Here is a 26,021-nt window from a genome sequence, read left to right as displayed (position 1 = left end):
ATGTTGGCTCGGTAGCTCAGTCGGTAGAGCAGAGGACTGAAAATCCTCGTGTCGGCGGTTCGATTCCGTCCCGAGCCACCATTTTTTTATGCCGACTTAGCTCAATTGGTAGAGCAACTGACTTGTAATCAGTAGGTTGGGGGTTCAAGTCCTCTAGTCGGCATCCTTTAGGGGCATAGTTTAAAGGTAGAACTGAGGTCTCCAAAACCTCCAGTGTGGGTTCGATTCCTACTGCCCCTGTAAAGTATATGGGCCTATAGCTCAGCTGGTTAGAGCGCACGCCTGATAAGCGTGAGGTCGATGGTTCGAGTCCATTTAGGCCCACCATATATATTGTTCCGCAGTAGCTCAGTGGTAGAGCTATCGGCTGTTAACCGATCGGTCGTAGGTTCGAGTCCTACCTGCGGAGCCATGGCCCGTTGGTCAAGTGGTTAAGACACCGCCCTTTCACGGCGGTAACACGGGTTCGAATCCCGTACGGGTCATAAAAAAAAGAGTCAGCATATTGCTGACTCTTTTTTATTGTGCGTTCATTCTCCTTTATCAACGGATTTTCCTGAAATAAATAAAGGGATTTAGGAAAAGCTATGGTATGTATAAAAAGGAGGAGATATAAATGACACGAGTGAGAGACTTGATGAGCACTCATATTGTACAGTGTACACCGTTAGATAATGTATATGAGGCCGCTGTAAAGATGAAAGAAGAATCGATTGGATTAATACCGGTTGTTGAAAATGAGCAAGTTGTTGGTCTTGTTACGGATCGAGATTTAGTTGTTCGAGGGATTGCTGAAAAACATCCTGGATCTAATAAAATTACGAATGTAATGACAACAAACATTGTTTCAGTTTCTCCAGATGATTCTATTGAAAAGGCTACAGAGTTAATGGCACAGTATCAAATTAGACGATTGCCAGTAGTTGAGAGTGGTCAACTCGTTGGAATGCTGGCACTAGGAGATTTAGCTATAAGAGAATCGGCAGATGATCAAGCGGGATTTGCTTTAAGTGAAATATCGGAGCAGCATACAGAATGAAGTGCGACTTTAATTAGTGGAATAAGTTACGTATAAAAATCAGATACATTATTCTAGTATATAGGGTTAAGCTAATATGTTAGCATGATGTATCTGAGCCATTATATAATAAGTATATAGGTAGTAATTTCGACAGTTTATTTAAATTTGTCATTCTTAATTTTAAATAAGAGAAAAAATGATATACTGATAGATATAAGTATTATGTAAGATTTCGAATATAGCAATATTTATTGTTAATGATGTAATAACGGATTAATATTTCCTATGTAGATAAAAGGGAAGGGGAATTATATGAGGGCTATACAGCGCGATCCAAATTGGAATTTGGTTACAGATACATATATAGAACCAAATAATTTCGCTGAATTATTTTCTTTACTTGTACCTTGTCATCCAAAAGGTGAAGGAAAAGAACGAACTATATTAGTGTGGAAAGAAAAAGAATTTTATAAAGAAGAAAATTTAGCTGCATTTATTGTATATGGAATGAATAAAGTAAAAAATTTACCACAGTTTCATAAAGATGAAATTCCAACTTTAGTACGTATTCTTCGCTTATGTCAAGAAATCGGTTGGTATGAAGAAGCGAATACTTTTATGGTGAATCAAGGACTTGCTGAGTTTGTTCACACTTCATTGGAATATGAAACGTGGGATCTTTTGACACAGGCGGTTGCTTTAAACTATTTAATTATTAAATATCGTATTGGTGAATTAACTGATGAGGATGTAGAAATTTGGGATAGGGTTAAATTTAATGAGAAATGTATAACAGACTGTAAACATCTATTATCCCATAAAGAAGTATTAGAATTTACATTCTTTTATATGTGTAAGAGAGCTAAATCTCTATCAAAAGAGCAATTAAATAGTGATATGATGAGTCTAGCAATGTATTGTAATACTTTTGTATATGACTTATATACACATGACTTATTACGAAAATATCGTAAGTGTACAGACTTCCTATCGTACTATGGACCTAGTCAAGCGGTGTTAGCTTGTCAAAGAGCTGTCCTTTCTCAAATTTCAGATCGATTAGATCCACTCAAAACTACTCATGTTGATGATTATTTATATGTAATGAAAGATATGATGGAGCACATGACGATAGGAATAATGGATCGGTATGATCATTTTATCGGAAAGCTATTATCATACGTGCCATTTTTCGAAATGATTCAAGTTCCCCAACATGCATATTATTGTGAAGAATTATTGTATATTTGTAAGGGCATTGAATATAAAGAAGAAATATTACGCAATTATATATTTATACAATTACATGATTGTTTACCATCATTCTTTAAACTATTTCTTAAAAATAAGCGTTATGCAACGATTCATGACATTCTGTTCTATTGGTGCGATGATGAACAAAGAATGAGCTTAGAGAAAAAATATAATCTTAGCTTTATTTATGAAAAATATGCTTGCGGATAAAAGAGCATTTTCTATATAAATTAAAAAGGATCTCAATTTTATTTGAGATCCTTTTTTTTAGTAAAGCAAGGAGAACGCAATTAAGACGAGAAATAACATTCCATAAAGGAGAAATTGTGCTTTATAGCTTCCTTGTATACCAAAAAAAGTATTTGTTTTTTTATATAAGTTCAATATATATTTTAGCGGATTATCTTTGAAAGATTGATACACAGTGTCTCCTCTTTCTAAGCTTCTTGTTCGTGTTTTTTGTTATTAGGAACATGAATGTATCTAGCTATGAATAATAAAACAGCCATAAAAAATATAGGAAATACGGTAGATAAATAAAAACCATTACTAATAATATTTGCTATTAGGGCACTTAATAGAAAGATGGCATTATAAATATGGGCAATTTTTTGTTTTAGTTGAACTTGAAAAGATTCCATCATAATTTCTAAAGCAACAAAAGCAATGATAATAGATAAAAATACAGTATTTGTATTGTAAATGATTAAACAACAGATTAAACCTAAAAAGGCTAAGTATTCAATTAAGAGAGGTATATTAATATTGCGTGGCATACAATTTACCTAACTAAATATGGCAGTGGGTTTACTGCGTTTGTTTTTTCAAAATTCCATTCTCCATTGTGTAATTCAAAATGAAGATGTTGTCCGTATGAATGACCTGTGTTTCCCATATGACCTACTAATTGTCCAGCTTGTACTTGATCACCAGCTTGTACAGTGCGATCTTTCATGTGAGCATAGACTGTTGTATATAATTTCCCATTTATTTGATGGGCAATGAACACAACATTACCATAGCTAGCTGAATAATATGATTTCACAACTTTACCTGCCGCCGCCGCTTGGATAGAGACATTACCAGAAGCTGCAATATCTATACCATAATGCATTTGTTCCCAGCGCATATCAAAGGTTGAGCTAATTTTTCCTTGTGTAGGGAATTTGAAAACTGCTGGAATGGAAGTAGGTTGAGCCGTTTGAGCTTGTGATTGCGTTTGATTTTGCATCACATAATGTTTTGCGACATATCCGTACCCTGTACCAAAACGAATTTTATACCAAGTTCCTACAGTTTCCACTACTTGTAATTGTGTACCATTTTGTAATGAACCAAGTAGTGCACTACTTGTACTAGCGTTGCTACGTACATTAAGTTTAGGTGTTGCAACTGTATATTTCGTATTATTTTGAACTGTGATGCCTTTTACTAAAGCTTGTGAACCATTAGAAACGAATGCTTTTTGTACATAACCTATTTTGCCATTATGTAAAATTTTATACCATTCGCCTTGTTCTTCTTCAATGGTAACGAATTTCCCATTTGGTAATACATCTAAAATTGAAGATTCTAAATTAGGTTCAGAACGAACGTTTAATGCATTGGCATTAACAATATATTGATTATTAGATTGAAGTTTGTTTTTTAGTAGAATAGAATCTTTTTGTACGTAACCCACTTTATTATTAACAGATACTTTATACCAACTATTAGTTGTTTCAAGTATGTTCACTTTCGTATTAAAGCGAATTGTATCAATTGATGAGCTATTTGCGTTATCTTTTGTATGTAAGGCTACTTGATCGACTTTTACATATCCAGTTTTCCCATTAGATAATTGTTCTGCGTTGGCTGTTTGTACATTTGTTTCTCCCATAGAAGGAAGTAAAGAAGCAATTGCGACAGTAGTTGCTGTTAAAGCAGTAGCTTTCATATTCATATAATAGAGACCTCCTCTAGTTGTATAGTTGTAATTTTATTATAGTATAAAGATATAATATAGTGGGTTTATTCACATAAATGTAATATGAAATCAATATAAAAATAAATTTTTTGAGGATAATAATTCCTTTTCACCCAATTCATTAGGATAATGATTTCAAATATAGAATATAAGTATTATATGGTTTTTGTTATTTTGTTGACAATTGAGAAAATTAAAACAGTTGATGATGTCTTATTACGGTGTTATACTGACAGTGTTAATTTCATAGTTTGCTAGGAGAGCTGGTGTTGCCAGCTGAGAGTAGGCCGTAAGCCTTTGATCCTTTTTATTACCTGATCTAGATTATGCTAGCGTAGGGAAGCAATTCGGACACTAATAATAAGTCCCCGTTTCTTTGCGTATAGAAACGGGGCTTTTTTGTTTAAAAATTTCATATTGAAACCACTAGGGGTGCTTGTTGTGCTGAGAGAGGAATAATCCTTAACCCTTATAACACCTGATCTAGGTAATACTAGCGAAGGGAAGTGGAACAACGAATAATTTATAATTTTATTTGCTGTAACCACTTCTTATTTAGAAGTGGTTTTTTATTTATATACACATACCGGAAGGGGATAGGGAAATGAAATTTTGCGATAGATTATTAGAAACTGTACAACCAGTTTGGGAGATGAGTCATAATCATCCATTTGTCGTAGGTATGGGGGATGGCACGTTAGAAAAAGATAAGTTTCAGTATTACATTATTCAAGATTATTTATATTTGTTAGATTATGCAAAGCTATATGCCATCGGTGTTGTAAAGGCAACGAATCCACAAGTAATGGGGAAATTTGCTGAACAAATTGATGGGATATTAAATGGAGAAATGACAATTCATAAACAATATGCAAAAAGACTTGGGATTTCTATAGAGGAGATAGAGTCTGCAAAACCCTCTGCTAAAAATTTAGCTTATACAAATTATATGATGTCTGTATCTCAAAATGGCACACTTGCGGAATTAATAGCAGCACTTCTGCCATGTATGTGGAGCTACTGGGAAATTGGAAAGCGTTTAAATGATATTCCTGGAGCAAGAGATCATGAGTTCTTTGGTGAGTGGATTCAGGGATATAGTTCTGAAGAATATGGCAACCTTTGTGTTTGGTTAATAGATTTATTAAATGAAATAGCAGTTGGAAAGTCTGAAAAAGAGCTAGATCGATTAGAGGAGATTTTCCTATATTCCAGTCGATTTGAATATTTATTCTGGGATATGTCCTACCGTAAGGAGATGTGGGGATTTGAGGAGCAAGAACATACTACAGTTTCATAATGTTTCTTTTCATTATGATGAGAAACCAATCATCAAGGAATTAAATGCTTCTATACAAGATAAAGAGTTTGTAAGTATTATCGGACCGAGTGGATGCGGGAAAAGTACTTTATTTCGCCTTATTACAGGTTTAGAAGAAGCAAGTACAGGACAGATAGAGCTGACAGAAACAAAGAGCCATCCTGTAGGATATATGCCCCAAAAAGATATGCTCCTGCCGTGGAGAACGATTATTGAGAATGCTGCCCTGCCGTTAGAGTGCCAAGGTGTACAGAAGAAAGAAGCTCAAATAAAGGCAAAGGAACTGCTACATAAATTTGGCTTACAAGGGTATGAGACAAAATATCCGAAAGATTTATCTGGTGGTATGAGACAACGCGTATCCTTTATTCGAACTTTATTAACAGGCGGGGAGATATTGCTGTTAGATGAACCGTTTAGCGCGTTGGATGCTTTAACGAAGGCATCTTTGCAAGAATGGCTGTTTGAACAATGGAAAGAGTGGAAAAAAACAATTTTATTTATCACTCATGATGTGGAAGAAGCATTGTTTCTTTCTAATCGAATTTTAGTAGTAGAGCAGCAACCGATAACTACTTTAACCGAGAAGATTGTACCGCTTGATCATAATCGGACAAGAAAAGATTTATATAAGCCTGAAGTGTTAGCGCTTAAAGATGAGCTTCTTAGTATGTTACAAAGGCAGGTACTCGTATGATGAACCGGTTGAAGGAGTTATTACCTGCGCTTACACTTTCTAGTATTTTACTTGTCATGTGGGAAATTGGCGCAAGAATTGTAGATGAAATGTACATTTTACCGTCACCGTCAGCAATTGTAATGAAGATATGGAAACTAAAAGATATATTATTTACGGTTCATTTGCCGGCAACATTATATGTCGTTTTAATAGGGGTGGCTATTTCTATCGTACTTGGGGTAGGGCTAGCGATGTTAATGAACGCGAGTAATTGGATGGAGAGAGCATTTTATCCATTATTAGTGGCTTCACAAACGATTCCTATTACAGCGCTTGCTCCGCTCTTCGTTTTATGGTTTGGATATACAATTTGGAGTAAGGTCGTTGTTACGGTTTTAATTACGTTTTTCCCAATTGCGGTCAATACGTATGATGGACTACGCAGTACGAAAAAAGAATGGGAAGAGCTTTTAGTTACGTACGGGGCAACGAAAAAAGATGTTTTTCTTAAATTAAAATTGCCATCTGCTCTTCCTTATTTTTTCTCAGCTTTAAAAATTGCAGTTCCGCTTAGTGTAATTGGGGCAGCAATTGGCGAATGGCTCGGTGCACAAGCTGGGTTAGGATATTTCAGTAAAAGAATGATGACGCAGTTAGACGGAGCAGGTGTATTTGCACCCATTGTATTGTTATCATTATTAGCTATTTTCTTCGTCATACTTATTTCGATATTAGAAAAGAAATTCATTAGTTGGAGGAAGCATTCATGAAATTATTAAAACGCATCTTTGTGTTTACATTATTAGTTGCAATGATTGCTGGATGTTCTAGTAATTCAGCATCAGATAAGAGTAAAAAAGAAAAGGAAATAACGGTCATGCTTGATTGGTACCCAAATGCGGTACATAGCTTTATTTATGCAGCAATTGAAAAAGGCTACTTTAAAGAAGAAGGGGTAAAGGTGAATATTAAATTCCCTTCTAATCCGACTGATCCATTAACTTTAGCAGCTGCAGGAAAAGTAACGGTTGGTTTATATTATCAGCCAGATGTTGTCATGGCAAAAGCAAATGAACAGATTCCAGTGAAATCAATTGGGGCTGTCGTACGTTCACCATTAAATCATGTTGTATCACTGAAATCAGCAGGCATTCAATCGCCAAAAGATTTAGAGGGGAAAACAGTTGGATATTCTGGAACACCTTTAAGTGAGATGTATTTAAAAACGATGGTAAAAGAAGCTGGTGGTAATCCAGATACAGTGAAAGTAGTCGATGTTGGCTTTGATTTAGTACCAGCATTAATTACGAAAAAAGTGGATGCGGTAACTGGGGCATACATTAACCATGAAGTACCTGTTATGCGTCATGAAGGCCATGAACCAGCATACTTTAATCCAGCAGATTACGGTGTACCGAATTATCATGAACTTGTATTTGTAACGGGTGATAAAACGTTGAAGAAAGATAAAGAAGCGTTGCAAGCCTTCTTACGTGGTACGAAAAAAGGCTATGATTTCATGAAGAAAAATCCAGATGAAGCATTAAATATTTTATTAAATCATCAAGAAAAAGAAAACTTCCCGCTTGTACCAGAAGTTGAAAAAGAAAGTATGAAAATTTTATTAGATAAGATGGAAACGAAAGATGAGCCATTTTTATCAGATTCAAAAGAGTCATGGGAGAAACAAAATAAATGGCTGAAAGATAAAGGAATGACGAAAGAAATCGTTCCGGCCGATGAGTTATTCGAAAACATTTTAAAGTAGGCGAATGAATATGAAAAATGAGCTTCATGTAATCTCAAATGGTCACATGTCATTTGAAGAGTTAGTGAATGTAGCGATGCAAATTGAAAGTGAAATTGATTATTTGCATATTCGTGAGCGTGAGAAAAGTACGAAGGAATTGTATGAAGGTGTGGAAAGTCTTTTGAGGAAAGGATTTCCGGTATCGAAAATAGTGATAAATGATCGAATTGACATTGCTATTTTATTAAATATTCCGCGCGTGCAGCTAGGATATCGAAGCGCAGATGTAAGGTCAGTGAAAGAAAAGTTTTCTTATTTGCATGTCGGTTATTCTGTGCATTCTTTAGAAGAGGCGATTGATGCATTTAAGAATGGAGCGGATTCACTTGTCTATGGTCATGTATTTCCGACAGATTGTAAAAAAGGGGTGCCAGCGAGAGGGCTTGTAGAAATTTCAGACATTGCAAAGTGTTTATCCATACCGATTACAGCAATTGGAGGAATCACCCCGGAAAACACTGGAGATGTTCTTACTAACGGCGTCAGTGGTATTGCTGTTATGTCTGGGATTATAAGTAGTAGTAACCCGTATAGCAAAGCGAAATCTTATAAGGAATCAATAAGAAAGTGGGCGGAAAAACATGTGTAAGAAGTATGATGTAGCGATAATTGGCGGTGGTGTAATTGGTAGTTCAGTTGCACACTTTCTAGCAGAAAGAGGACATAAGGTAGCGATTGTAGAGAAGCAAAGAATTGCATCTGAAGCCTCGAAAGCAGCTGCTGGTTTACTTGGGGTTCAGGCAGAATGGGATGAATATGATCCGCTATTTGAACTTGCTAGAGAAAGCCGTGCTATATTTCCACAACTTGCAGAAGTTTTACGTGAAAAAACAGGCATCGATATTGGATATGAAGAGAAAGGCATTTATCGCATTGCTCAAAATGAAGATGAGAAGGAAAGAATTCTTCACATTATGGATTGGCAGCAGAAAACAGGTGAAGATTCTTACTTTTTAACGGGAGATCGTTTACGAGAGAAAGAGCCGTATCTATCTGAGTCAATTATAGGGGCTGTATATTATCCAAAAGATGGTCATGTTATTGCACCAGAGCTTACAAAAGCATTCGCACATTCCGCATCATTTTCGGGCGCTGATATATATGAACAGACAGAAGTGTTTGATATTCGTATTGAAAATAATAAAGTGACTGGAATTGTGACAAGCGAAGGTAGTATCACTTGCGAGAAAGTGGTTATTGCGGGTGGCTCATGGAGTACGAAGTTACTAGGTTATTTTCACCGCGAATGGGGTACATATCCAGTTAAAGGAGAAGTAGTAGCGGTAAGAAGTAGAAAACCACTTTTAAAGGCGCCTATTTTTCAAGAAAGATTTTACATTGCACCAAAGCGCGGCGGACGTTACGTAATTGGAGCAACGATGAAGCCTCATACGTTTCATAAAACGGTGCAACCGGAAAGTATTACTTCTATATTAGAGCGCGCGTATACAATATTGCCAGCTTTAAAAGAAGCAGAATGGGAAAGTGCATGGGCAGGATTAAGACCACAATCGAATCATGAAGCTCCTTATATGGGAGAGCATGAAGAAATAAAAGGTTTATATGCTTGTACGGGCCATTATCGAAACGGTATTTTATTAAGCCCTGTTTCTGGTCAGTATATGGCGGATTTAATAGAAGGAAAGCAGGGGAATCACTTGCTAGATTTATTGCTTTCTAAAACAGTTTAGAAAGGGGATGGAAGTTTGAATTTAAAAATTAATGGTAATCAAATTGAAGTGCCAGAGAGTGTAAAAACAGTAGCTGAGCTACTTACACATTTAGAGTTGGAAAACAGAATTGTTGTAGTAGAGCGTAATAAAGATATTTTACAAAAAGATGATCATACAGATACATCTGTTTTTGATGGAGACCAAATTGAGATTGTAACTTTCGTAGGAGGCGGTTGATTATGTTAAACATTGGACCATTTTCATTTCATTCTAGACTTTTATTAGGAACAGGAAAATTCCCTGATTTTGATGTACAGCAAAAGGCAATTGATGTATCTGAGGCGGAGGTTTTAACGTTCGCAGTACGTCGTATGGATATATTTGATGCAAAGCAGCCTAATTTATTAGAGAAACTTGATGTGAAAAAATATAAGTTATTACCGAATACAGCTGGAGCAAAAAATGCTGAAGAAGCTGTTCGTATTGCAAAATTAGCAAAAGCTTCAGGGCTTTGTGACATGATCAAAGTAGAAGTTATTGGTGATGATAGAACGTTATTACCTGATCCAGTAGAAACGTTAAAGGCATCTGAAATGTTATTAGAAGAAGGGTTTATCGTACTTCCGTATACATCTGATGATGTTGTATTAGCACGTAAATTACAAGAACTAGGTGTGCATGCAATTATGCCAGGAGCATCCCCAATCGGTTCAGGGCTTGGTATTGTAAATCCGTTAAATTTAAGCTTCATTATTGAACAAGCGACAGTACCAGTTATTGTTGATGCTGGTATCGGTAGCCCAGCTGATGCAGCATTTGCGATGGAATTAGGAGCGGATGGTGTGTTATTAAATACTGCTGTGTCAGGAGCAAAAGATCCTATTAAAATGGCACAGGCAATGAAATTAGGTATTGAAGCAGGACGTTTAGGATTTGAGGCAGGTCGTATTGCACGTAAACGTTGTGCAACAGCAAGTAGTCCTTTAGAAGGAATGAGTGTAGTTGAATAATCGATATTCTCGCCAAGAACTATTTTCTCCAATTGGAGAAGAAGGGCAACGAAAAATAAGAGAAAAACGTGTACTTATTATCGGTGCAGGTGCATTAGGTAGTGCAAATGCAGAGATGTTTGTAAGAGCTGGCGTAGGCGCAGTAACGATTGTTGACCGGGATTATGTCGATTGGAGTAATTTACAAAGGCAGCAATTGTACTCAGAGAGTGATGTGGAAAATAATCTTCCGAAGGCTGTAGCGGCAAAAAAACGCCTAAAAGAGATTAATCGTGAAGTAAGAGTAGAAGCTCTCGTTCAAGACGTAACGGCTGAAGAATTAGAAGAACTCGTTACAAACGTTAATGTAATTATTGATGCAACTGATAATTTCGAAACGCGTTTTATTGTAAATGATATAGCGCAAAAACATTCTATTCCATGGATTTACGGAGCATGTGTAGGGAGTTACGGCCTTTCTTACACAATTCTTCCTAGTAAAACGCCATGTTTATCTTGTTTATTAGAATCGATTCCGCTTGGCGGGGCGACATGTGATACAGCGGGGATTATATCACCTGCTGTATCTCTCGTCGTTTCTCATCAAGTTACAGAAGTTCTTAAATTGTTAGTGGAAGATTACGAATCACTTCGAGATGGACTTGTATCGTTTGATGTATGGAAGAATGAATATTCATGTATGAATGTACAAAAGCTTCGTAAGCACAATTGTCCTTCGTGCGGAGAGGATGCGATATACCCGTATTTAAATAAAGATAATACATCGAAAACAGCAGTGTTATGCGGGAGAAATACAGTTCAAATTAGACCACCTCATAAAGAGGAAATAGATTTTGAACGATATAAAGAGCTGCTGAATGATCGTGTGCATGATTTAAATGTAAATCCATATTTATTATCATTTTCTGTGGAAGAAAAGAGATTAGTTGCTTTTAAAGATGGTCGTGTACTTGTACATGGAACGAAAGATATAAGCGAAGCGAAAACAATTTATCATCGCTATTTTGGATAGAAAAGGATGAGTGGGATGAAAGTAAATAAAGCTTTAACAATTGCAGGATCTGATAGCGGCGGCGGTGCCGGCATTCAAGCAGATTTAAAAACATTCCAAGAGCTTGGTGTGTATGGGATGACGGCTATTACGGCAATTACTGCTCAAAACACGCTTGGCGTTCAAGGGGTATATCCAGTTCCGTTAGAAGGTATTACGGAACAGCTGAATTCAATTGGTACGGATTTAACACCAGATGCTGTGAAACTGGGAATGTTATTTAGCAGCGAAATTATTCAAATTGTAGCAGAATATATTAATAAATTTGGCTGGAATAATATTGTACTAGACCCTGTTATGATTGCTAAGGGCGGTGCATCATTATTACAACAAGAAGCAGTACAAGCATTAAAAGAATATTTATTACCAGTAGCAACCGTTGTAACACCGAATGTTCCTGAAGCAGAAGTGTTAACTGGGATGGAGATTCATAATGTTGAAGATAGTAAGGAAGCTGCGAAAGTACTGCATGAATTAGGTGCGAAATACGTGCTTATGAAGGGTGGACATGCAGAATATCAAGGTAATGAAGTAGTTGATTTACTCTTTGATGGTGAGCAATTTATCGAATTTAGAAGTGAACGAATTCCTTCAAAGCAAACGCACGGAAGTGGGTGCACATTTGCTTCAGCGGTTACTGCAGGACTTGCGAAAGGATACTCCATTGAAGAGGCAGTTCAAGAAGCAAAACGATTTATTAGTATAGCAATTGAAGAGCCATTGAATATTGGAAGTGGTCATGGACCGACGAATCATTTTGCGTATAAGATGAATAATACACGTGTATAAAGACATGAGAAGCCAGTTTGCTAACTGGCTTTTTTTCTGTTTACTTTTTCCAAATACAGGAGTAATATATCAGCCAGAATATATTTTTTGTAATACGCTGAGTCCAATTATATGGAGCGGAGGAACCAATTTGTGCAGTGTCACTAGGGGTGAATCTTTCAATTTTGAAAGTAGGGCTACTCTCAAAGCCCGAATCCGACAGCTAACTTCGTAAGCGTCTTGAGAGAGGACGGTGCCATGATGGATACATCACTTCATCGATCTGATTAGTATAGGGGAATATCAATCTATGTTTGATTTCTTTTATGCTAAGGAGGATAAGGTACATGGAGCTAACACTTATTTGTGTTGGAGAAGAAAGCAAGGTAAATAGTTTAAGAGATTTAGTAGCATTTCAACATGAGTTAATCATCTTTACAGCAAATGAAGAAATAGCGGATGAAGTTAGGAATTGTGGATTTGATTGGACGTATAGTTGTAGTAAGGAGCAGGATTTTACTGGTATTTGTGAGTGTATTAAAAAGGTGATTTTACTAGGTGATGAGCTTCCAATCGTTAGCTTCTTTACAGAACACATTCGCTTTTCTTTTCAAGCACCTATTACTGTTGTTACAAGGAATAAACGATATCCAGCGAGGCTCTATGAAACAATGGGAGCTACATTTGTCGTGTTTACGAATTGTGATAATATTTCTTTTTGATTTTTTGAATAGGGTGGGGGAAAAGAAGATGAAAGTGTTGTTATTAGGAGATATAGCGAATCGTTGGGCGGTAACGGTAGAGCGAGTTCAAGAATTGGTGGTGCTTGATCCTATTTTTCCAAGGCCCTATATCATATTGCCATCAAAAGGCGCTTTATATTTAAAAACAGATGTTATCGAATATGAGCAACTACATGCAGAATTGTCACAAGTTTATATTCGCGGGAGAAATTTGCGCGCGTTTTTGCGTGGAGAATAAATAGTTGATGAAAAAAGAGCGAATGCGACGTGTAACAAGCTATGTACTTCATGTCATTCGTTCTTTTTATTTCGTATTTAAAAGATTATTTCTGTGAAAAAGAAAGAAAAGAAGAGAAAATAGATGAAAGGATATTAATAATACTTAATGTAAGCGTTTAAATAGAATGATATTTTCTTATTTTCAGTAATTTATCTCTTTACAAGTGAAATATAGAGGAGTATATTTACTCTCATAAATCATTTATAAAATTTCCAAAAAAACCTAAAATCGCTGAGTTCCAGAAATGGAGCGGGGGAACCAATTTTGTGCATCGTCACTTGGGGTGAATCTTTCAGTTTTGAAAGTAGGGCTACTCTTTAGGCCCGAATCCGACAGCTAACCTCGTAAGCGTTTAGAGAGGAGGTTTACTTTTTGTTGTTCATTTTTTGAACACTGAGTAGAGCTCAGTGTTCTTTTTTAATATTTTAATGGTAAATTTTAACAAAAAGAAGTGGGGGATAGCTATGTTAGATGTTGTAATGATCGGAATCTTTGTTGTGTTAGTCGCATCGATGGCAAGTCTTGCAAGTTGGTCAGATAAAGTTGTGAAAGAAGGGAAGTAATCATGACGATCGCCTTATCGGTTATTGTTACAGCAATTACGGTGTATTTAGTGTATGCATTATTAAATCCGGAAAAGTTTTAATTAGGGGGAGTCATTCATTATGATATGGGTCGCAGTTGTTATTACAATGCTGTTGTTTATTCTTGTGGCAAAGCCAACGGGAATTTATTTAGAGAAAGCTTTTCAAGGTAGTGAAAAGCTAGATAAAGTATTTGGGCCTTTTGAAAAACTTATTTTTAAAATTACGGGTGTAAAAGAATACAATCAAACGTGGAAACAGTACGCACTATCATTAGTTTTATTGAATGGATTTATGATTGTTGTCGTATATTTCATTTTCAGACTGCAAGGAGTATTGCCATTAAATCCAGCACACATTGAAGGAATGGAGCCTACGCTCGCTTTTAATACAGCAATTAGTTTTATGGCTGATACAAACTTACAGCATTATAGCGGTGAAAATGGTTTATCTTATTTATCACAATTAATTGGAATTACATTTTTAATGTTTGCAGCACCGGCAACGACGTTAGCGCTTGTAATGGCGTTTATAAGAGGGCTTGCTGGAAAAGAACTCGGTAACTTTTTCGTTGATTTTACGAGAGCACTAACGAGAGTATTTCTTCCTATCGCTTTTATTACGGCATTAATCTTTGTCGCTCTTGGTGTACCACAAACGTTAGACGGTGCAGTTACGGCACAAACGATTGATGGCGCGAAGCAAAGTATTTTACGTGGGCCGGTTGCATCATTCGTTTCTATTAAGGAACTTGGAAATAACGGCGGTGGATTTTTCGGAGCAAACTCGACGCACCCTTTTGAAAATCCAGGGCAAATGAGTAATATTTTGCAAATGATGCTTATGATGTTATTGCCAACAGCACTTCCCTTTACGTACGGACGAATGGTAGGCAATAAAAAGCAAGGACGTATCCTTTTCGTTTCACTATTTATGGTGTTTTTACTAGGGTTTATAACGATTACGACATCTGAATTACATGGGAATCCAGCGTTAAATGGAATGGGTATCGAACATGTACAAGGAAGTACAGAAGGAAAAGAAGTGCGATTTGGAACGGTATTTTCTTCACTCTACGCAACAGTTACGACAGCTGCCGAAACAGGTGCTGTGAATACGATGCATGATACGTTAACACCAATTGGCGGGTTAGTACCACTCGTAAATATGATGTTAAATACAGTATACGGCGGCGTTGGAGCAGGCTTTGTGAACATCATTATGTATGCGATTATCGCAGTCTTTATATCTGGATTGATGGTTGGACGGACACCAGAGTTTTTAGGTAAGAAAATTGAAGGTAAGGAAATGAAATTAATTGCGGTAACAATACTATTTCATCCACTGCTTATTTTAGGATTTTCAGCATTAGCTCTTTCAACAAACTTAGGAACGGATGCCATTTCTAATTCAGGTTTCCACGGTTTAACGCAAGTGGTATATGAATACACCTCGTCAGCTGCGAATAACGGATCTGGATTTGAAGGATTAGGAGATAGTACACCATTTTGGAATATTACAACTGGTTTAGTTATGTTTTTAGGGCGCTATTTCAGTTTAATTACGATGCTAGCTGTTGCAGCTTCTTTGAAAGAAAAGACGGTTGTGCCAGAAACAGTCGGAACGTTCCGTACGGATAATAGTTTATTTGGCGGCATTTTCATCGGAACAATTGTAATTGTCGGTGCATTAACATTCTTCCCGATGTTAGTACTCGGCCCAATTGCAGAATTTCTTACATTGAAGTAATGGAGGGTAAATGATGAGACCGGTAGTGGTAAAAGAAAAAAGAGTGAATGAGTCACACATACATGCGGTAGAAGATGAGGTTAGACAAGCGAAAACGATGGATCGTGATATCGTGAAACATGCGATGAAACAATCCTTTGCGAAATTGAATCCGAAAGTTATGATAAAGAATCCGATTATGTTCGTTGTAGAAATTGGGTTTGTCATTACGTTCATTTTATCGTTTCTTCCAAGTCATTCTAGTAGTGTACCAGGATGGTTTAATATAACAGTTTCTCTCATTCTCTTATTTACAGTTTTATTTGCTAACTTTGCAGAAGCGTTAGCGGAAGGGCGGGGGAAAGCGCAAGCTGATTCTTTAAAACAATCGAAGAAAGATGTGTTTGCAAATGTTGTAAAAGAAAATGGGGATATTGTTCAAGTTTCAGCAACTGATTTGAGAAAAGGTGACGTTGTTATTGTAAAACAAGGAGAAATGATTCCAAGTGATGGGGAAGTTATAAAAGGGTTAGCGTCTGTTGATGAATCTGCGATTACAGGAGAATCAGCTCCTGTTATAAAAGAAGCGGGCGGTGATTTTTGTTCCGTGACAGGCGGTACGATGGTTGTAAGTGATGAAATCACGATTGTCATTACGAGTAATCCTGGTGAATCATTTATTGATAAAATGATTTCGTTAGTAGAAGGGGCTGCTCGTCAAAAAACGCCGAATGAGATTGCTTTAAATACAGTATTAACGAGCTTAACTCTTATTTTCTTAATCGTTGTTGTGACGTTACCGATTTTTACAAACTATTTAGGATTTCAAATTGATACAGCTGTACTTGTTGCGTTATTAGTTTGTTTAATTCCAACGACAATTGGTGGGTTATTATCAGCGATTGGTATTGCTGGGATGGACCGGGTGACAAAGTTTAATGTGTTAGCGATGTCAGGGAAAGCAGTAGAAGCTGCGGGAGATATTAATACAATTATTTTAGATAAAACAGGTACGATTACTTTCGGGAACCGCATGGCTCATACATTATTACCTGTAGGAAATGAAACGATTGAGCAAGTAGGGAAATGGGCAGCTATTAGCTCAGTTTTAGATGAAACACCAGAAGGTCGATCAGTTATCGAATATGTAAAAACGAAGTCTATATCATATAATCGAGAAATTGCAGAACAAGGTGAGTTTGTTCCGTTTAAAGCAGAAACGAGAATGAGTGGTGTTGATTTACAGGACGGAACGAAAGTGAGAAAAGGTGCTGTAGGTAGCGTGATTGAATGGGTTCAGTCACAAGGCGGAACGATTCCGAAAGATGTAAATCAAAAAGCAGATTTCATTTCAAAAGAGGGCGGAACACCACTTGTAGTTGCAGTGAATAATCGTATTTACGGTTTGATTTATTTAAAAGATACAGTAAAACCTGGTATGCGTGAACGTTTTGAACAGTTGCGTCAAATGGGGATTAAAACGGTTATGTGTACGGGGGATAACCCATTAACAGCAGCAACCATTGCAAAAGAAGCAGGGGTAGATGAATTCGTTGCTGAGTGCAAACCAGAGGATAAAATTGCGGTTATTAAAGCAGAGCAAGATAAAGGAAAACTCGTAGCGATGACAGGTGATGGTACAAATGATGCTCCGGCACTAGCGCAAGCTGACGTTGGATTAGCAATGAATAGCGGTACGACAGCTGCGAAAGAAGCAGCGAATATGATTGATTTAGATTCGAACCCGACAAAAATTATTGAGGTTGTAGGAATCGGTAAGCAATTGTTAATGACGCGTGGTGCGTTAACGACGTTTAGTATTGCGAATGATATCGCGAAATATTTTGCAATCATTCCAGCAATGTTTACACTTGCGATTCCGCAAATGGAAGCATTAAACATTATGAAACTAACATCACCACTGTCAGCGATTTTATCAGCATTAATATTTAATGCAGTTATTATACCGTTACTTATTCCATTGGCGATGAAAGGTATCGCATATAAACCGATGAGTTCGAATGCACTACTTGGCCGAAACTTACTTATTTATGGACTTGGCGGAGTGATTGTACCGTTCATTGGAATTAAAGTAATTGATATAATTGTCGGCTTGTTTATATAAGGAAGAGGGGAAAAAGATGGCGAAGAAACAAAGTATACTATCACCAATCATCCGGATTACTTTTACATTTTTAGTGTTGTGTGGCCTTGTATACCCGCTTATTGTAACTGGTATTGCACAAGCGGTAATGAAGGATAATGCGGATGGAAGTCTAATATATAATGATAAAAATGAAGTGATTGGTTCTAAATTAATCGGTCAAAATTTCACAGACCCACGTTATTTTCATGGGCGTGTTTCTAGTATTGAATATAAAGCGGAAGCGTCTGGTTCCAATAACTATGCACCGTCTAATCCAGATTTAGAGAAACGAGTAGAGAAAAGTATTGAAGAATGGAAGAAACAAAACCGGGCTGTTCCAGTGACAGAAGTACCAATTGATTTAGTGACGAATTCAGGTTCAGGGCTTGATCCTGACATTAGCCCAAAGGCCGCTTCTGTACAGGTGAATCGCATCTCAAAATTAACGAAAATTCCGAAAGAAATGCTAGATCAATTGATTAAGGATCAAACGGAAGGTGCGGCACTTGGCTTATTTGGAGAGAACCGCGTGAACGTCTTAAAGTTAAATTTAGAATTACAGAAATTAATGAAATAGTAACAGTGCTACCTCAATCTAACGGATTGAGGTAGCGTTGTTTCGAAAGAAAGGTTGTGAGTGTTTTGTATGTGGATGACTATAAACCAACTTTTCAAAGGCGAACGCCAGAGGAATATTTAGAATATATCCGGCAGCAAAATCGCGGGAAGTTAAAGTTATATGTAGGAGCGGCTCCAGGGGTAGGGAAAAGTTATAAAATGCTCTATGATGCTAGAGAGATGAAAAAGGACGGTACGGATATTGTAATTGGTTTAATTGAAACGCACGGGAGAAAAGAAACAGAAGACGCAATTGCTGATTTAGAACAAGTTCCTTTAAAAGAAATAGATTATAAAGGGAAAGTATTTTATGAACTAGACGTGGAAGGAATTATAAAACGTGCACCGCAAGTTGTTGTTGTGGATGAACTCGCGCATAGTAATATTCCTGGATCTAAAAATAAGAAACGTTATATGGATGTACAGGAATTATTAGAGGCTGGTATATCCGTATTATCAGCGTTTAATATCCAACATTTAGAAAGTGTTCATGATATTGTAGCTCAAATTACGAATGTAAAAGTAAGAGAACGTATTCCAGATTTTATTTTACAAAAAGCAAATGAAATTCAGCTCGTCGATGCAACGCCGGAAGTATTAAGGAAGAGATTAATAGACGGGAAAATATATAAAGAGGAAAAAATTCAGCAAAGCTTGCAAAATTTCTTCACGCTTAATAATTTAGGGGCACTCAGAGAATTATCGCTTCGTGAAGTTGCCGATGATATGGACGAGAAAATTAGCCAAACAGTGATAGAGCCGATTGGCGTGAAAGAAAAAATTCTCGTTTGTGTACAATACAGTTCAACAGCGGAAAAATTAATAAGACGGGGATGGCGCATGGCGGATCGATTAAACGCTGAATTGTATGTATTAAACGTTGAAAGGGAAAATATAGATTCTCTTTCAGCAGGGAAAAAGCAAACGATTGAAGAGTGGAAGTCGCTAACGAATCAATTTGATGCGAGTTTTGTTTTAGAAGAGGCCAAAGGAAGAAAGCCAGCGGATGTTATTATTGAAATCGCGAAAAAACTACAAGTAACGCAAATTTTACTCGGGCAATCGGCAAGAACACGTTGGGAAGAAATCCGAAAAGGTTCAATTGTAAATGAAATTATGAGGCAAACGAAGTATATTGATATTCATATCGTTGCGGATCAAAGAGCTTAAAATAGAGACCATCTGTAGGTCTCTATTTTGCTTTTTGTGTGGCAGGGAAGCGTAGCATTTTTATCGCATATAAGATTATGAGTAGAAACATAATTGCACCTAGGAAGAAAATCCAAAAGTAATTTTGATTAAATACAAAAAATCCACCTACAAGTGGCCCTGTGCCCATACCAAGATAGCGGATGAAGTTGTATATACCGATAGCAGTTGCGCGTTCTTGTACGAATTCTTCTGTTAATAAAGTAGTGTGTGTTGGCATAGAAATCCCCATACTAAAACCGTACAAAGATGTAACGATAATGATGAATGGGATATTGATGCTATATGTGAAAGAGAATAAAGTGACACATATAATATTGAAGAAACTAGTAATGAATAAAACTTGCTTTATTGTGAGGCGCTTTTGCAAAAGCTTGAAGCAATAACTTCCTAACATAATAGAAAGGGACATCGGTACAAACATAAGACCAATTGTACTTGTAGTTAAGTGAAATAAATTCGTTAAAATACTCGGTAAAAAAACGAGGAAACAAAAGTAAATACAAAATTGAATAAAGCCAATAAGATTAATAGAAAATCCAGTTTTATTTTTTAAGATAAACCAGTAATTCTTTTTTGCTTGCGGTTGCTTACTTACAGTTGGTTTTGTTTCTGGAAGTAGTGAAATGTTTATCGTTAATAAGAGAATGCCAAGTATAGATAAAAAGAGAAATACGGATACATGGCCGTTTATACTACCAAGATAACCACCAATGAGGGGGCCAATCGCAGGTGCGAGGGCAAGTAACATTTGATAAAGACTCATTGCTTCTCCTCGTTCTTTTCCTTCAAATAAATCACCAATAATCGTTGCTGCGACTACAGGTATAGCCGCTATTCCTATAGCTTGAACAGCTCTAAAAAATAGAAATAAATAAATGTTGGCCGAAAAAGCACATCCGATTGAACCAATTGTACTAATGATCAAACTAGGGATAAGGACAGATTTTCGCCCTTTTGTATCAATTAAAGGTCCATATATGAGCTGCATAATTGCAAGAACGAATGTGAAAAGTGAAACTGTTACATTTACAAAATAAAGAGAAGTGTGAAAAGAACCTTGAATCATGGGCAAGATAGGCGTGTAAATATTTTGAGCGAAGGAACCGAGTAAGGCACTCATACAGACGACATATAAAATGAAATGTAGTTTGGATTTTTTCATTATGTTAACCTCCTTATTATTTGGTTTCCTAGGAAACCAAATTTATTTTAACATGATTTTCTTACTTGTAAATATGAAAAAATGATTTTAAAATGGTATATAGTTAAATTGTTTCTTTGGAAACTTAGGGGGCGAACGGATTGGATTATGCAACGAAACAAATGGAAATACTTTCGGACATTCGTACACTTTTACATAAAAAAGAAGAACACTTGAAAGGGAAAAATGAGAAGTTTCTTCGTGAGACAGGTATAAGTGGTATGTCTTTATCTGAGTTACATGTGATCGATTGTATCGGGAAAAATGGTTTGATGAATGTAACTGCTATTACGACGGAAATGGGAATGACGAAAGGTGCAATCTCTAAAATTTGTACAAAGTTGTTTCAAAAGCAATTCGTTGAGAAGATGCAAATGTTAGATAATCAAAAAGAAATATTCTTCCGTTTAACGGAAAGCGGAAATGAAATATATAAAGCTCATGATAAATTGCATAAACAAGCTGAAGAAAAGTGGCTGTTACTTTTAGATAGATATACGAGAGAAGAGCAAGATTTTATTCAAAGATTTATAAAGGATGTCTCCAAACATTTGGAAATATAATTGGAAGAAAAAACTCCTTCATTTCAAGCCTTTTGAATATAATTTCTAAAAGAACTCATATATAATAGAAATAGATACTTAACATGGTGAATAATTAAAGAGTCAATATATAAAGAGGAGAGAATAACATGCTTGAAAGTACGGGGTTAGTATTAGAAGGCGGCGGTATGCGTGGTGTATATACGGGCGGGATATTAGAATACTTTATGGAACAAGATTTATACTTTCCATATGTAATTGGTGTATCAGCTGGTGCTTGTCATGCAGCGTCGTATCTTTCCAGACAAAGAAATAGAAATAAAACAGTAAATATTGATTATGCATCACATCCGAAATATTTATCGTATAAAAATTTATGGAGAAAACGCCAGCTATTTGATATGGAGTTCATTTTTCATGAAATTCCAGAAAAACATGTTCCGTTTGACTTTGAAACATACTTTAATAGTCCAGAACGTTTCCTTGTAGGAACGACGGATTGTGAAACAGGACAGTCTGTTTACTTTGAAAAAGAAGGAACGAATGATGATGCACTAAATTTATTACAAGCATCTAGTTCATTGCCTTTCATTGCACCTGTAGTAAATTACCGTGGTAAGCAATTATTAGATGGCGGGATTTCAGATCCAATTCCAGTTCGTAAAGCACAAGAAGATGGATTTAAAAAATCAGTCGTGATTTTAACGAGAAATCATGGTTATGCGAAGAAAAAATCAAAGTTTGGATGGGTGGCAGCGAAAGCATATAAAAAATATCCGAACCTTGTGAAGACGATGTTGAATCGTTATGAAGTATATAATGAAACACTGCACTACATTGAAAAAGAAGAACAAGCTGGGAATTTATTTGTTATTCGCCCAGAAGTGCCGCTTCAAGTAGATCGTATGGAAAAAGATACAGCAAAACTACGAAATCTATATGAGCAAGGCTATGAAGATGCAAAGAGACAGTTTGCAGATTTACAGGCGTTTTTACAAAAGTAATGATTAGGCTGCGGAGAAGAATTTCTCTGCAGTCTTTTTATATTGCTTTTAAAAAAGGAAAATAGAGCATCGAATTTTGATACTCTACTTTTTATGTATAAAAAAATCCCTCTTTATGAGGGATTTTAATGTGGTAAGAAAATTAATTGATAAGCGAACAAGATTCCAAATACATACACAAGTGGGTGAACAGCACGGAATTTACCTTTTGCCACCTTCATAAGTGGGTATGAAATAAATCCAAGTGCGATACCTGTTGCGATACTTGATGTAAGTGGCATGCTTAAGATTACTAAGAATGCTGGGAATGCTTCATCAAATGCATCCCAATCGATGTGGCGAACTGAACCCATCATAAGACTACCAACGATAATTAATGATGGTGCAGTAATAGCTGATACACCAGAAACGGCACTTACTAATGGCCCGAAGAATGCTGCTAGTGCGAATAGAACAGCTACTGTAACAGTTGTTAAACCAGTACGACCACCAGCTGCAACACCAGCAGATGATTCAATGTAAGCTGTTGATGGTGTTGTTCCGAACATGGAACCGATTGTTGCTGAGAATGAGTCAGATAGAAGAGCTCGTCCAGCTTTTGGAAGTTTTCCGTCTTTCATAAATCCACCTTGTTGAGCTACACCAAGTAATGTTCCTGTTGTATCGAATAATGTAACAAGGAAGAATGAAAATACAACGCCGTATAATCCGTAGTTAATTACATCAGATACAGCAGTAATTGGATTTGAAACGATAATTCCTTCTGGTAATCCAGGCATTGATGTAACACCGTTTGAGAATGTTAATTGTCCTGTGAAGAAAGCGATAATACCAGTTAATAGCATGCCGATAAATAGCGCACCATTTACATTTAAAGACATAAGGATAATTGTAATTCCAAGTCCAGCTAATGCTAGTAGTACTGGAGCAGAGTGAAGATCACCAAGTCCAACTAAGTTTGCTTCATTTTTTGTAACGATACCTGTTAAACGTAAACCGATAAAGGCGATGAAAAGACCGATACCAGCAGTAATTGCATGTTTTAAGTTTTCAGGAATTGCTTCCATTAATTTTGTACGGAAAGATGTGAATGATAACAAAATTAAAATCATACCTGCTACGAATACAGCAGAGAATGCAATTGCGAAAGTCATGCCTTCATGAGCTTTTACAACAGAGTAAGAGAAGTAAGCATTTAATCCCATACCTGGTGCAATTGCGATTGGTAAGTTTGTAAAGATCGCCATAAATAATGTTCCGACAACAGCAGCGATAATGGTTGCTGTAAATGCTTGTTCAAATGGAACACCTGCATCCCCAAGGATGACAGGGTTTACGACAATGATATATGCCATTGTTAAGAAGGTAATAATACCTGCCATAATTTCAGTTTTAATAGAAGTTTTATGTTTTGAAAGGTTAAACATATAAACATCCTTTCTGTTTACGAATAATTTTCACAACAGTTATATATAATATTCGTTTTTTAACTATTTTGCAATAGTTTTGCATAAAAAGTTTACAACAATTCATATTTTGTGTCTTAAATTCGAATATTAATCGTAAAACGAGTGTGAATTTCAGTTTTTATTGTGCGCATATTATAAGGAAAAGGAGTTGAAAGAAGATATGCCGCAGCAAAAAAACTTTGTAACAATGCCTGCCCAACATCAAAATAAACAGCCCGGTGTTGAATCGTTAATGAATCCACTTCCCCAGTTTGAAGATCCAAACTATAAAGGAAGCGAAAAGTTAAAAGGAAAGAATGTATTAATTACAGGAGGGGATAGCGGGATTGGACGAGCTGTTTCCATCGCTTTTGCGAAAGAGGGAGCGAATATTGCGATTGCGTATTTAGATGAAGATGGGGATGCAAATGAGACGAAGCAACGTGTAGAACAAGAAGGTGTAAAGTGTGTGTTGTTACCAGGTGATTTAAGTGATGAACAGCATTGTAAAGATATTGTAGAAGAGACTGTCAAGCAACTAGGTAGTTTACATGTTTTAGTAAATAATGTCGCGCAGCAATATCCACAGCAAGGGTTAGAATATATTACAGCAGAACAGTTAGAAAAGACTTTTCGTATTAATATTTTTTCTTATTTTCACGTTACGAAAGCAGCACTTTCTCATTTAAAGCAGGGGGATGTCATTATAAATACGGCGTCTATTGTTGCCTATGAAGGAAATGAAACTTTAATCGATTACTCGGCAACGAAAGGAGCAATCGTAGCTTTTACAAGGTCACTTTCTCAATCGTTAGTGCAAAAAGGGATTCGTGTAAATGGTGTTGCACCTGGGCCAATTTGGACACCACTTATTCCATCAAGCTTTGATGAGAAGAAGGTTGCTCAGTTCGGGAGCAATGTTCCGATGCAAAGGCCTGGTCAACCGTATGAATTAGCACCAGCATACGTATACTTAGCGTCTGGTGATTCATCCTATGTTACCGGGCAAATGATACATGTAAATGGGGGCGTTATTGTAAATGGATAGTTTTCATTTATAAGAGCAAAGTAAAGTTAATTCCACTTATTATAGTGAGCGCTAGGGGAGAGAGATAGATGAAAAAATTATGTTTCGTCATACTATTATTTTTCATCATACCAGTTAGTGCCTTTGCTGACACAGATCATTTAATATTAGTGAATCTTACGACAAACCAATTATCTTTTTTTGAAAATGGAAATTATACAAAAACATTCCCCGTAACAACTGGAAGAGATCGTACACCTACGCCTGAAGGTAATTTCTGTATTATAACTAAATTTAAAAATAAAGAATACCATCGGAAAAAAATAGCTGGTGGTGCACCGAATAACCCCCTTGGTACGAGGTGGCTTGGACTAGATAAAAAGGAGTATGCGATTCACGGGACAAATCGGGAATGGACAATTGGAAGTAGGGAATCAAATGGTTGTATTCGTATGCATGACCGGGATATACAGTGGCTATATGACCGAGTCCAACTACAAACAAAAGTAATCATTTCCCGTTTTCATACGAGCCCTGAATATGAAGCAAATAAGCTTGGCTACCGCGTTGTGAGCTGGAATGGTCGTAAAGTAGAGGAAGAGCAAATTGGTATGCTTACGTTAGTAGACCGTGCCGATATATATTGGCAAGAACCAAATGGGCAGTTAACGAAAGTGAAAACAGTATTGCCGAATGAAAGATATAGGGTGTATTCAAAACGAAAAGATGGAATATATTATATAGGAAACAATTTGTATATTATGGATGAAACAGGAGAAAAAATTCGTTATGAGCAAATTCCTACTTCGACTTTAAGTGATATATATAAACGGAAATATAATGTTCCATAATGGCTACCGTATTACAGACGGTAGCTTATTTCTACTTCGAGTTTAACTGCAACTATTGTATTTGGCTGAATATAATACAGTACA

General features: G+C 36.5%; 28 protein-coding genes, 6 tRNA genes and 4 riboswitches. Of the genes, 30 read left to right on the top strand and 4 right to left on the bottom strand.

Annotated features, from left to right (window positions below; translation table 11 throughout):
* Positions 1-5: 5 nt before the first annotated feature.
* The 8 genes from Q9B79_RS26105 (at position 6) to Q9B79_RS26070 (ending at position 2,485) form a co-directional block, all read left to right on the top strand.
* Positions 6-81: transfer RNA gene (locus Q9B79_RS26105), tRNA-Phe, on the top strand.
* Between the two features lie 9 nt (positions 82-90).
* Positions 91-163: transfer RNA gene (locus Q9B79_RS26100), tRNA-Thr, on the top strand.
* A gap of 6 nt (positions 164-169) precedes the next feature.
* Positions 170-240 (top strand) — tRNA-Trp (locus Q9B79_RS26095).
* A gap of 10 nt (positions 241-250) precedes the next feature.
* A tRNA-Ile gene (locus Q9B79_RS26090) sits at positions 251-327 on the top strand.
* 10 nt (positions 328-337) lie between these two features.
* A tRNA-Asn gene (locus Q9B79_RS26085) sits at positions 338-412 on the top strand.
* A gap of 1 nt (position 413) precedes the next feature.
* Positions 414-485 (top strand) — tRNA-Glu (locus tag Q9B79_RS26080).
* Positions 486-616: 131 nt separating this feature from the next.
* Positions 617-1,039 carry a CBS domain-containing protein gene (locus tag Q9B79_RS26075; protein ID WP_073518729.1) on the top strand — a complete coding sequence of 141 codons (423 nt, stop codon included), beginning with the start codon at positions 617-619 and terminating at the stop codon, positions 1,037-1,039.
* A 294-nt stretch (positions 1,040-1,333) separates the two neighbouring features.
* Positions 1,334-2,485, top strand: a complete 1,152-nt coding sequence (locus Q9B79_RS26070; RefSeq protein WP_306188841.1) for a DUF3965 domain-containing protein — start codon at positions 1,334-1,336, stop codon at positions 2,483-2,485.
* 227 nt (positions 2,486-2,712) lie between these two features.
* Here Q9B79_RS26070 and Q9B79_RS26065 read toward each other — a convergent pair whose 3' ends face one another.
* Complete coding sequence (locus Q9B79_RS26065) at positions 2,713-3,051, bottom strand: hypothetical protein (RefSeq protein WP_306188839.1); 339 nt, start codon at positions 3,049-3,051, stop codon at positions 2,713-2,715.
* Positions 3,052-3,056: 5 nt separating this feature from the next.
* Complete coding sequence (locus Q9B79_RS26060) at positions 3,057-4,217, bottom strand: SH3 domain-containing protein (RefSeq protein WP_306188837.1); 1,161 nt, start codon at positions 4,215-4,217, stop codon at positions 3,057-3,059.
* Between the two features lie 270 nt (positions 4,218-4,487).
* A riboswitch (TPP riboswitch) is annotated at positions 4,488-4,599 on the top strand.
* 60 nt (positions 4,600-4,659) lie between these two features.
* Positions 4,660-4,763, top strand: a riboswitch (TPP riboswitch).
* 82 nt (positions 4,764-4,845) lie between these two features.
* On the opposite strand from Q9B79_RS26060, the gene tenA reads away from it, so the two are divergent.
* From tenA to kdpDN, 18 genes are all read left to right on the top strand, one after another.
* Positions 4,846-5,541, top strand: a complete 696-nt coding sequence (tenA, locus tag Q9B79_RS26055; protein ID WP_306188836.1) for a thiaminase II — start codon at positions 4,846-4,848, stop codon at positions 5,539-5,541.
* Complete coding sequence (locus Q9B79_RS26050; RefSeq protein WP_306188834.1) at positions 5,510-6,259, top strand: ABC transporter ATP-binding protein; 750 nt, start codon at positions 5,510-5,512, stop codon at positions 6,257-6,259. Before tenA ends, Q9B79_RS26050 begins: the two co-directional genes overlap by 32 nt.
* A complete protein-coding gene (locus Q9B79_RS26045; RefSeq protein WP_098667923.1) occupies positions 6,259-7,011 on the top strand; it encodes an ABC transporter permease in 753 nt (250 codons plus the stop codon). Before Q9B79_RS26050 ends, Q9B79_RS26045 begins: the two co-directional genes overlap by 1 nt.
* Entirely contained in the window at positions 7,008-8,009 is a 1,002-nt protein-coding gene (locus Q9B79_RS26040) for an ABC transporter substrate-binding protein (protein ID WP_306188832.1), read from the top strand. Before Q9B79_RS26045 ends, Q9B79_RS26040 begins: the two co-directional genes overlap by 4 nt.
* Before the next feature lie 10 nt (positions 8,010-8,019).
* Positions 8,020-8,640, top strand: a complete 621-nt coding sequence (gene tenI / locus Q9B79_RS26035) for a thiazole tautomerase TenI (protein WP_306188830.1) — start codon at positions 8,020-8,022, stop codon at positions 8,638-8,640.
* A complete protein-coding gene (thiO, locus tag Q9B79_RS26030) occupies positions 8,633-9,742 on the top strand; it encodes a glycine oxidase ThiO (protein ID WP_306188828.1) in 1,110 nt (369 codons plus the stop codon). The genes tenI and thiO overlap by 8 nt, the downstream gene beginning before the upstream one ends.
* 15 nt (positions 9,743-9,757) lie before the next feature.
* Positions 9,758-9,961 (top strand): sulfur carrier protein ThiS, encoded by a 204-nt coding sequence (thiS, locus tag Q9B79_RS26025; RefSeq protein ID WP_001049508.1) that lies wholly within the window; start codon positions 9,758-9,760, stop codon positions 9,959-9,961.
* Between the two features lie 2 nt (positions 9,962-9,963).
* A complete protein-coding gene (gene thiG / locus Q9B79_RS26020; protein ID WP_144612949.1) occupies positions 9,964-10,734 on the top strand; it encodes a thiazole synthase in 771 nt (256 codons plus the stop codon).
* Positions 10,727-11,746, top strand: coding sequence for a thiazole biosynthesis adenylyltransferase ThiF (locus Q9B79_RS26015; protein ID WP_306188824.1), 1,020 nt, complete (start codon positions 10,727-10,729; stop codon positions 11,744-11,746). Before thiG ends, Q9B79_RS26015 begins: the two co-directional genes overlap by 8 nt.
* Positions 11,747-11,752: 6 nt before the next feature.
* Positions 11,753-12,574, top strand: a complete 822-nt coding sequence (gene thiD, locus Q9B79_RS26010) for a bifunctional hydroxymethylpyrimidine kinase/phosphomethylpyrimidine kinase (protein ID WP_306188822.1) — start codon at positions 11,753-11,755, stop codon at positions 12,572-12,574.
* Positions 12,575-12,659: 85 nt separating this feature from the next.
* Positions 12,660-12,807: riboswitch (cyclic di-AMP (ydaO/yuaA leader) on the top strand.
* 93 nt (positions 12,808-12,900) lie between these two features.
* Positions 12,901-13,275 (top strand): hypothetical protein, encoded by a 375-nt coding sequence (locus Q9B79_RS26005; RefSeq protein WP_306188820.1) that lies wholly within the window; start codon positions 12,901-12,903, stop codon positions 13,273-13,275.
* 28 nt (positions 13,276-13,303) lie between these two features.
* Positions 13,304-13,534: a hypothetical protein gene (locus Q9B79_RS26000; RefSeq protein WP_306188818.1), complete on the top strand. Its 231-nt coding sequence runs from the start codon at positions 13,304-13,306 to the stop codon at positions 13,532-13,534.
* Positions 13,535-13,795: 261 nt separating this feature from the next.
* A riboswitch (cyclic di-AMP (ydaO/yuaA leader) is annotated at positions 13,796-13,941 on the top strand.
* A gap of 99 nt (positions 13,942-14,040) precedes the next feature.
* Complete coding sequence (locus Q9B79_RS25995) at positions 14,041-14,139, top strand: SipW-dependent-type signal peptide-containing protein (RefSeq protein ID WP_306188816.1); 99 nt, start codon at positions 14,041-14,043, stop codon at positions 14,137-14,139.
* A 2-nt stretch (positions 14,140-14,141) separates the two neighbouring features.
* Positions 14,142-14,222: a K(+)-transporting ATPase subunit F gene (gene kdpF / locus Q9B79_RS25990; protein ID WP_061679172.1), complete on the top strand. Its 81-nt coding sequence runs from the start codon at positions 14,142-14,144 to the stop codon at positions 14,220-14,222.
* 19 nt (positions 14,223-14,241) lie between these two features.
* Positions 14,242-15,909, top strand: a complete 1,668-nt coding sequence (gene kdpA / locus Q9B79_RS25985) for a potassium-transporting ATPase subunit KdpA (RefSeq protein WP_306188814.1) — start codon at positions 14,242-14,244, stop codon at positions 15,907-15,909.
* Between the two features lie 13 nt (positions 15,910-15,922).
* Positions 15,923-18,013, top strand: coding sequence for a potassium-transporting ATPase subunit KdpB (gene kdpB / locus Q9B79_RS25980; protein WP_306188812.1), 2,091 nt, complete (start codon positions 15,923-15,925; stop codon positions 18,011-18,013).
* Positions 18,014-18,029: 16 nt separating this feature from the next.
* The gene (kdpC, locus tag Q9B79_RS25975; RefSeq protein WP_306188809.1) at positions 18,030-18,611 is read left to right on the top strand and encodes a K(+)-transporting ATPase subunit C; all 582 of its coding nucleotides are present in this window, start codon (positions 18,030-18,032) and stop codon (positions 18,609-18,611) included.
* A 56-nt stretch (positions 18,612-18,667) separates the two neighbouring features.
* Positions 18,668-19,822: a KdpD-like non-kinase potassium sensor gene (kdpDN, locus tag Q9B79_RS25970; RefSeq protein WP_306188808.1), complete on the top strand. Its 1,155-nt coding sequence runs from the start codon at positions 18,668-18,670 to the stop codon at positions 19,820-19,822.
* Positions 19,823-19,844: 22 nt separating this feature from the next.
* On the opposite strand, the gene Q9B79_RS25965 is transcribed toward kdpDN, so the two are convergent.
* Positions 19,845-21,026: an MFS transporter gene (locus tag Q9B79_RS25965; protein ID WP_306188806.1), complete on the bottom strand. Its 1,182-nt coding sequence runs from the start codon at positions 21,024-21,026 to the stop codon at positions 19,845-19,847.
* Positions 21,027-21,166: 140 nt separating this feature from the next.
* Between Q9B79_RS25965 and Q9B79_RS25960 the strand changes: the two genes are divergently transcribed.
* Both Q9B79_RS25960 and Q9B79_RS25955 read left to right on the top strand, forming a co-directional pair.
* Positions 21,167-21,628 carry a MarR family transcriptional regulator gene (locus Q9B79_RS25960; protein ID WP_306188805.1) on the top strand — a complete coding sequence of 154 codons (462 nt, stop codon included), beginning with the start codon at positions 21,167-21,169 and terminating at the stop codon, positions 21,626-21,628.
* 128 nt (positions 21,629-21,756) lie between these two features.
* A complete protein-coding gene (locus Q9B79_RS25955) occupies positions 21,757-22,611 on the top strand; it encodes a patatin-like phospholipase family protein (protein WP_306188803.1) in 855 nt (284 codons plus the stop codon).
* 125 nt (positions 22,612-22,736) lie between these two features.
* Here the strand turns inward: Q9B79_RS25955 and Q9B79_RS25950 are convergent, their stop codons facing one another.
* Positions 22,737-24,038 (bottom strand): NCS2 family permease, encoded by a 1,302-nt coding sequence (locus Q9B79_RS25950; RefSeq protein WP_048526278.1) that lies wholly within the window; start codon positions 24,036-24,038, stop codon positions 22,737-22,739.
* Between the two features lie 202 nt (positions 24,039-24,240).
* Between Q9B79_RS25950 and Q9B79_RS25945 the strand changes: the two genes are divergently transcribed.
* Together Q9B79_RS25945 and Q9B79_RS25940 are read left to right on the top strand one after the other, a co-directional pair.
* Positions 24,241-25,107: an SDR family oxidoreductase gene (locus Q9B79_RS25945; protein WP_306188800.1), complete on the top strand. Its 867-nt coding sequence runs from the start codon at positions 24,241-24,243 to the stop codon at positions 25,105-25,107.
* A 68-nt stretch (positions 25,108-25,175) separates the two neighbouring features.
* Positions 25,176-25,937: a L,D-transpeptidase gene (locus Q9B79_RS25940; protein WP_306188797.1), complete on the top strand. Its 762-nt coding sequence runs from the start codon at positions 25,176-25,178 to the stop codon at positions 25,935-25,937.
* The last annotated feature ends 84 nt before the right edge of the window (positions 25,938-26,021 follow it).

The organism is Bacillus sp. MHSD_36 (assembly GCF_030757775.1).
Classification (GTDB): domain Bacteria; phylum Bacillota; class Bacilli; order Bacillales; family Bacillaceae_G; genus Bacillus_A.
Note: the sequence above shows the minus strand (reverse complement) of the source record. Positions and strands in the feature narration are given on the sequence as shown.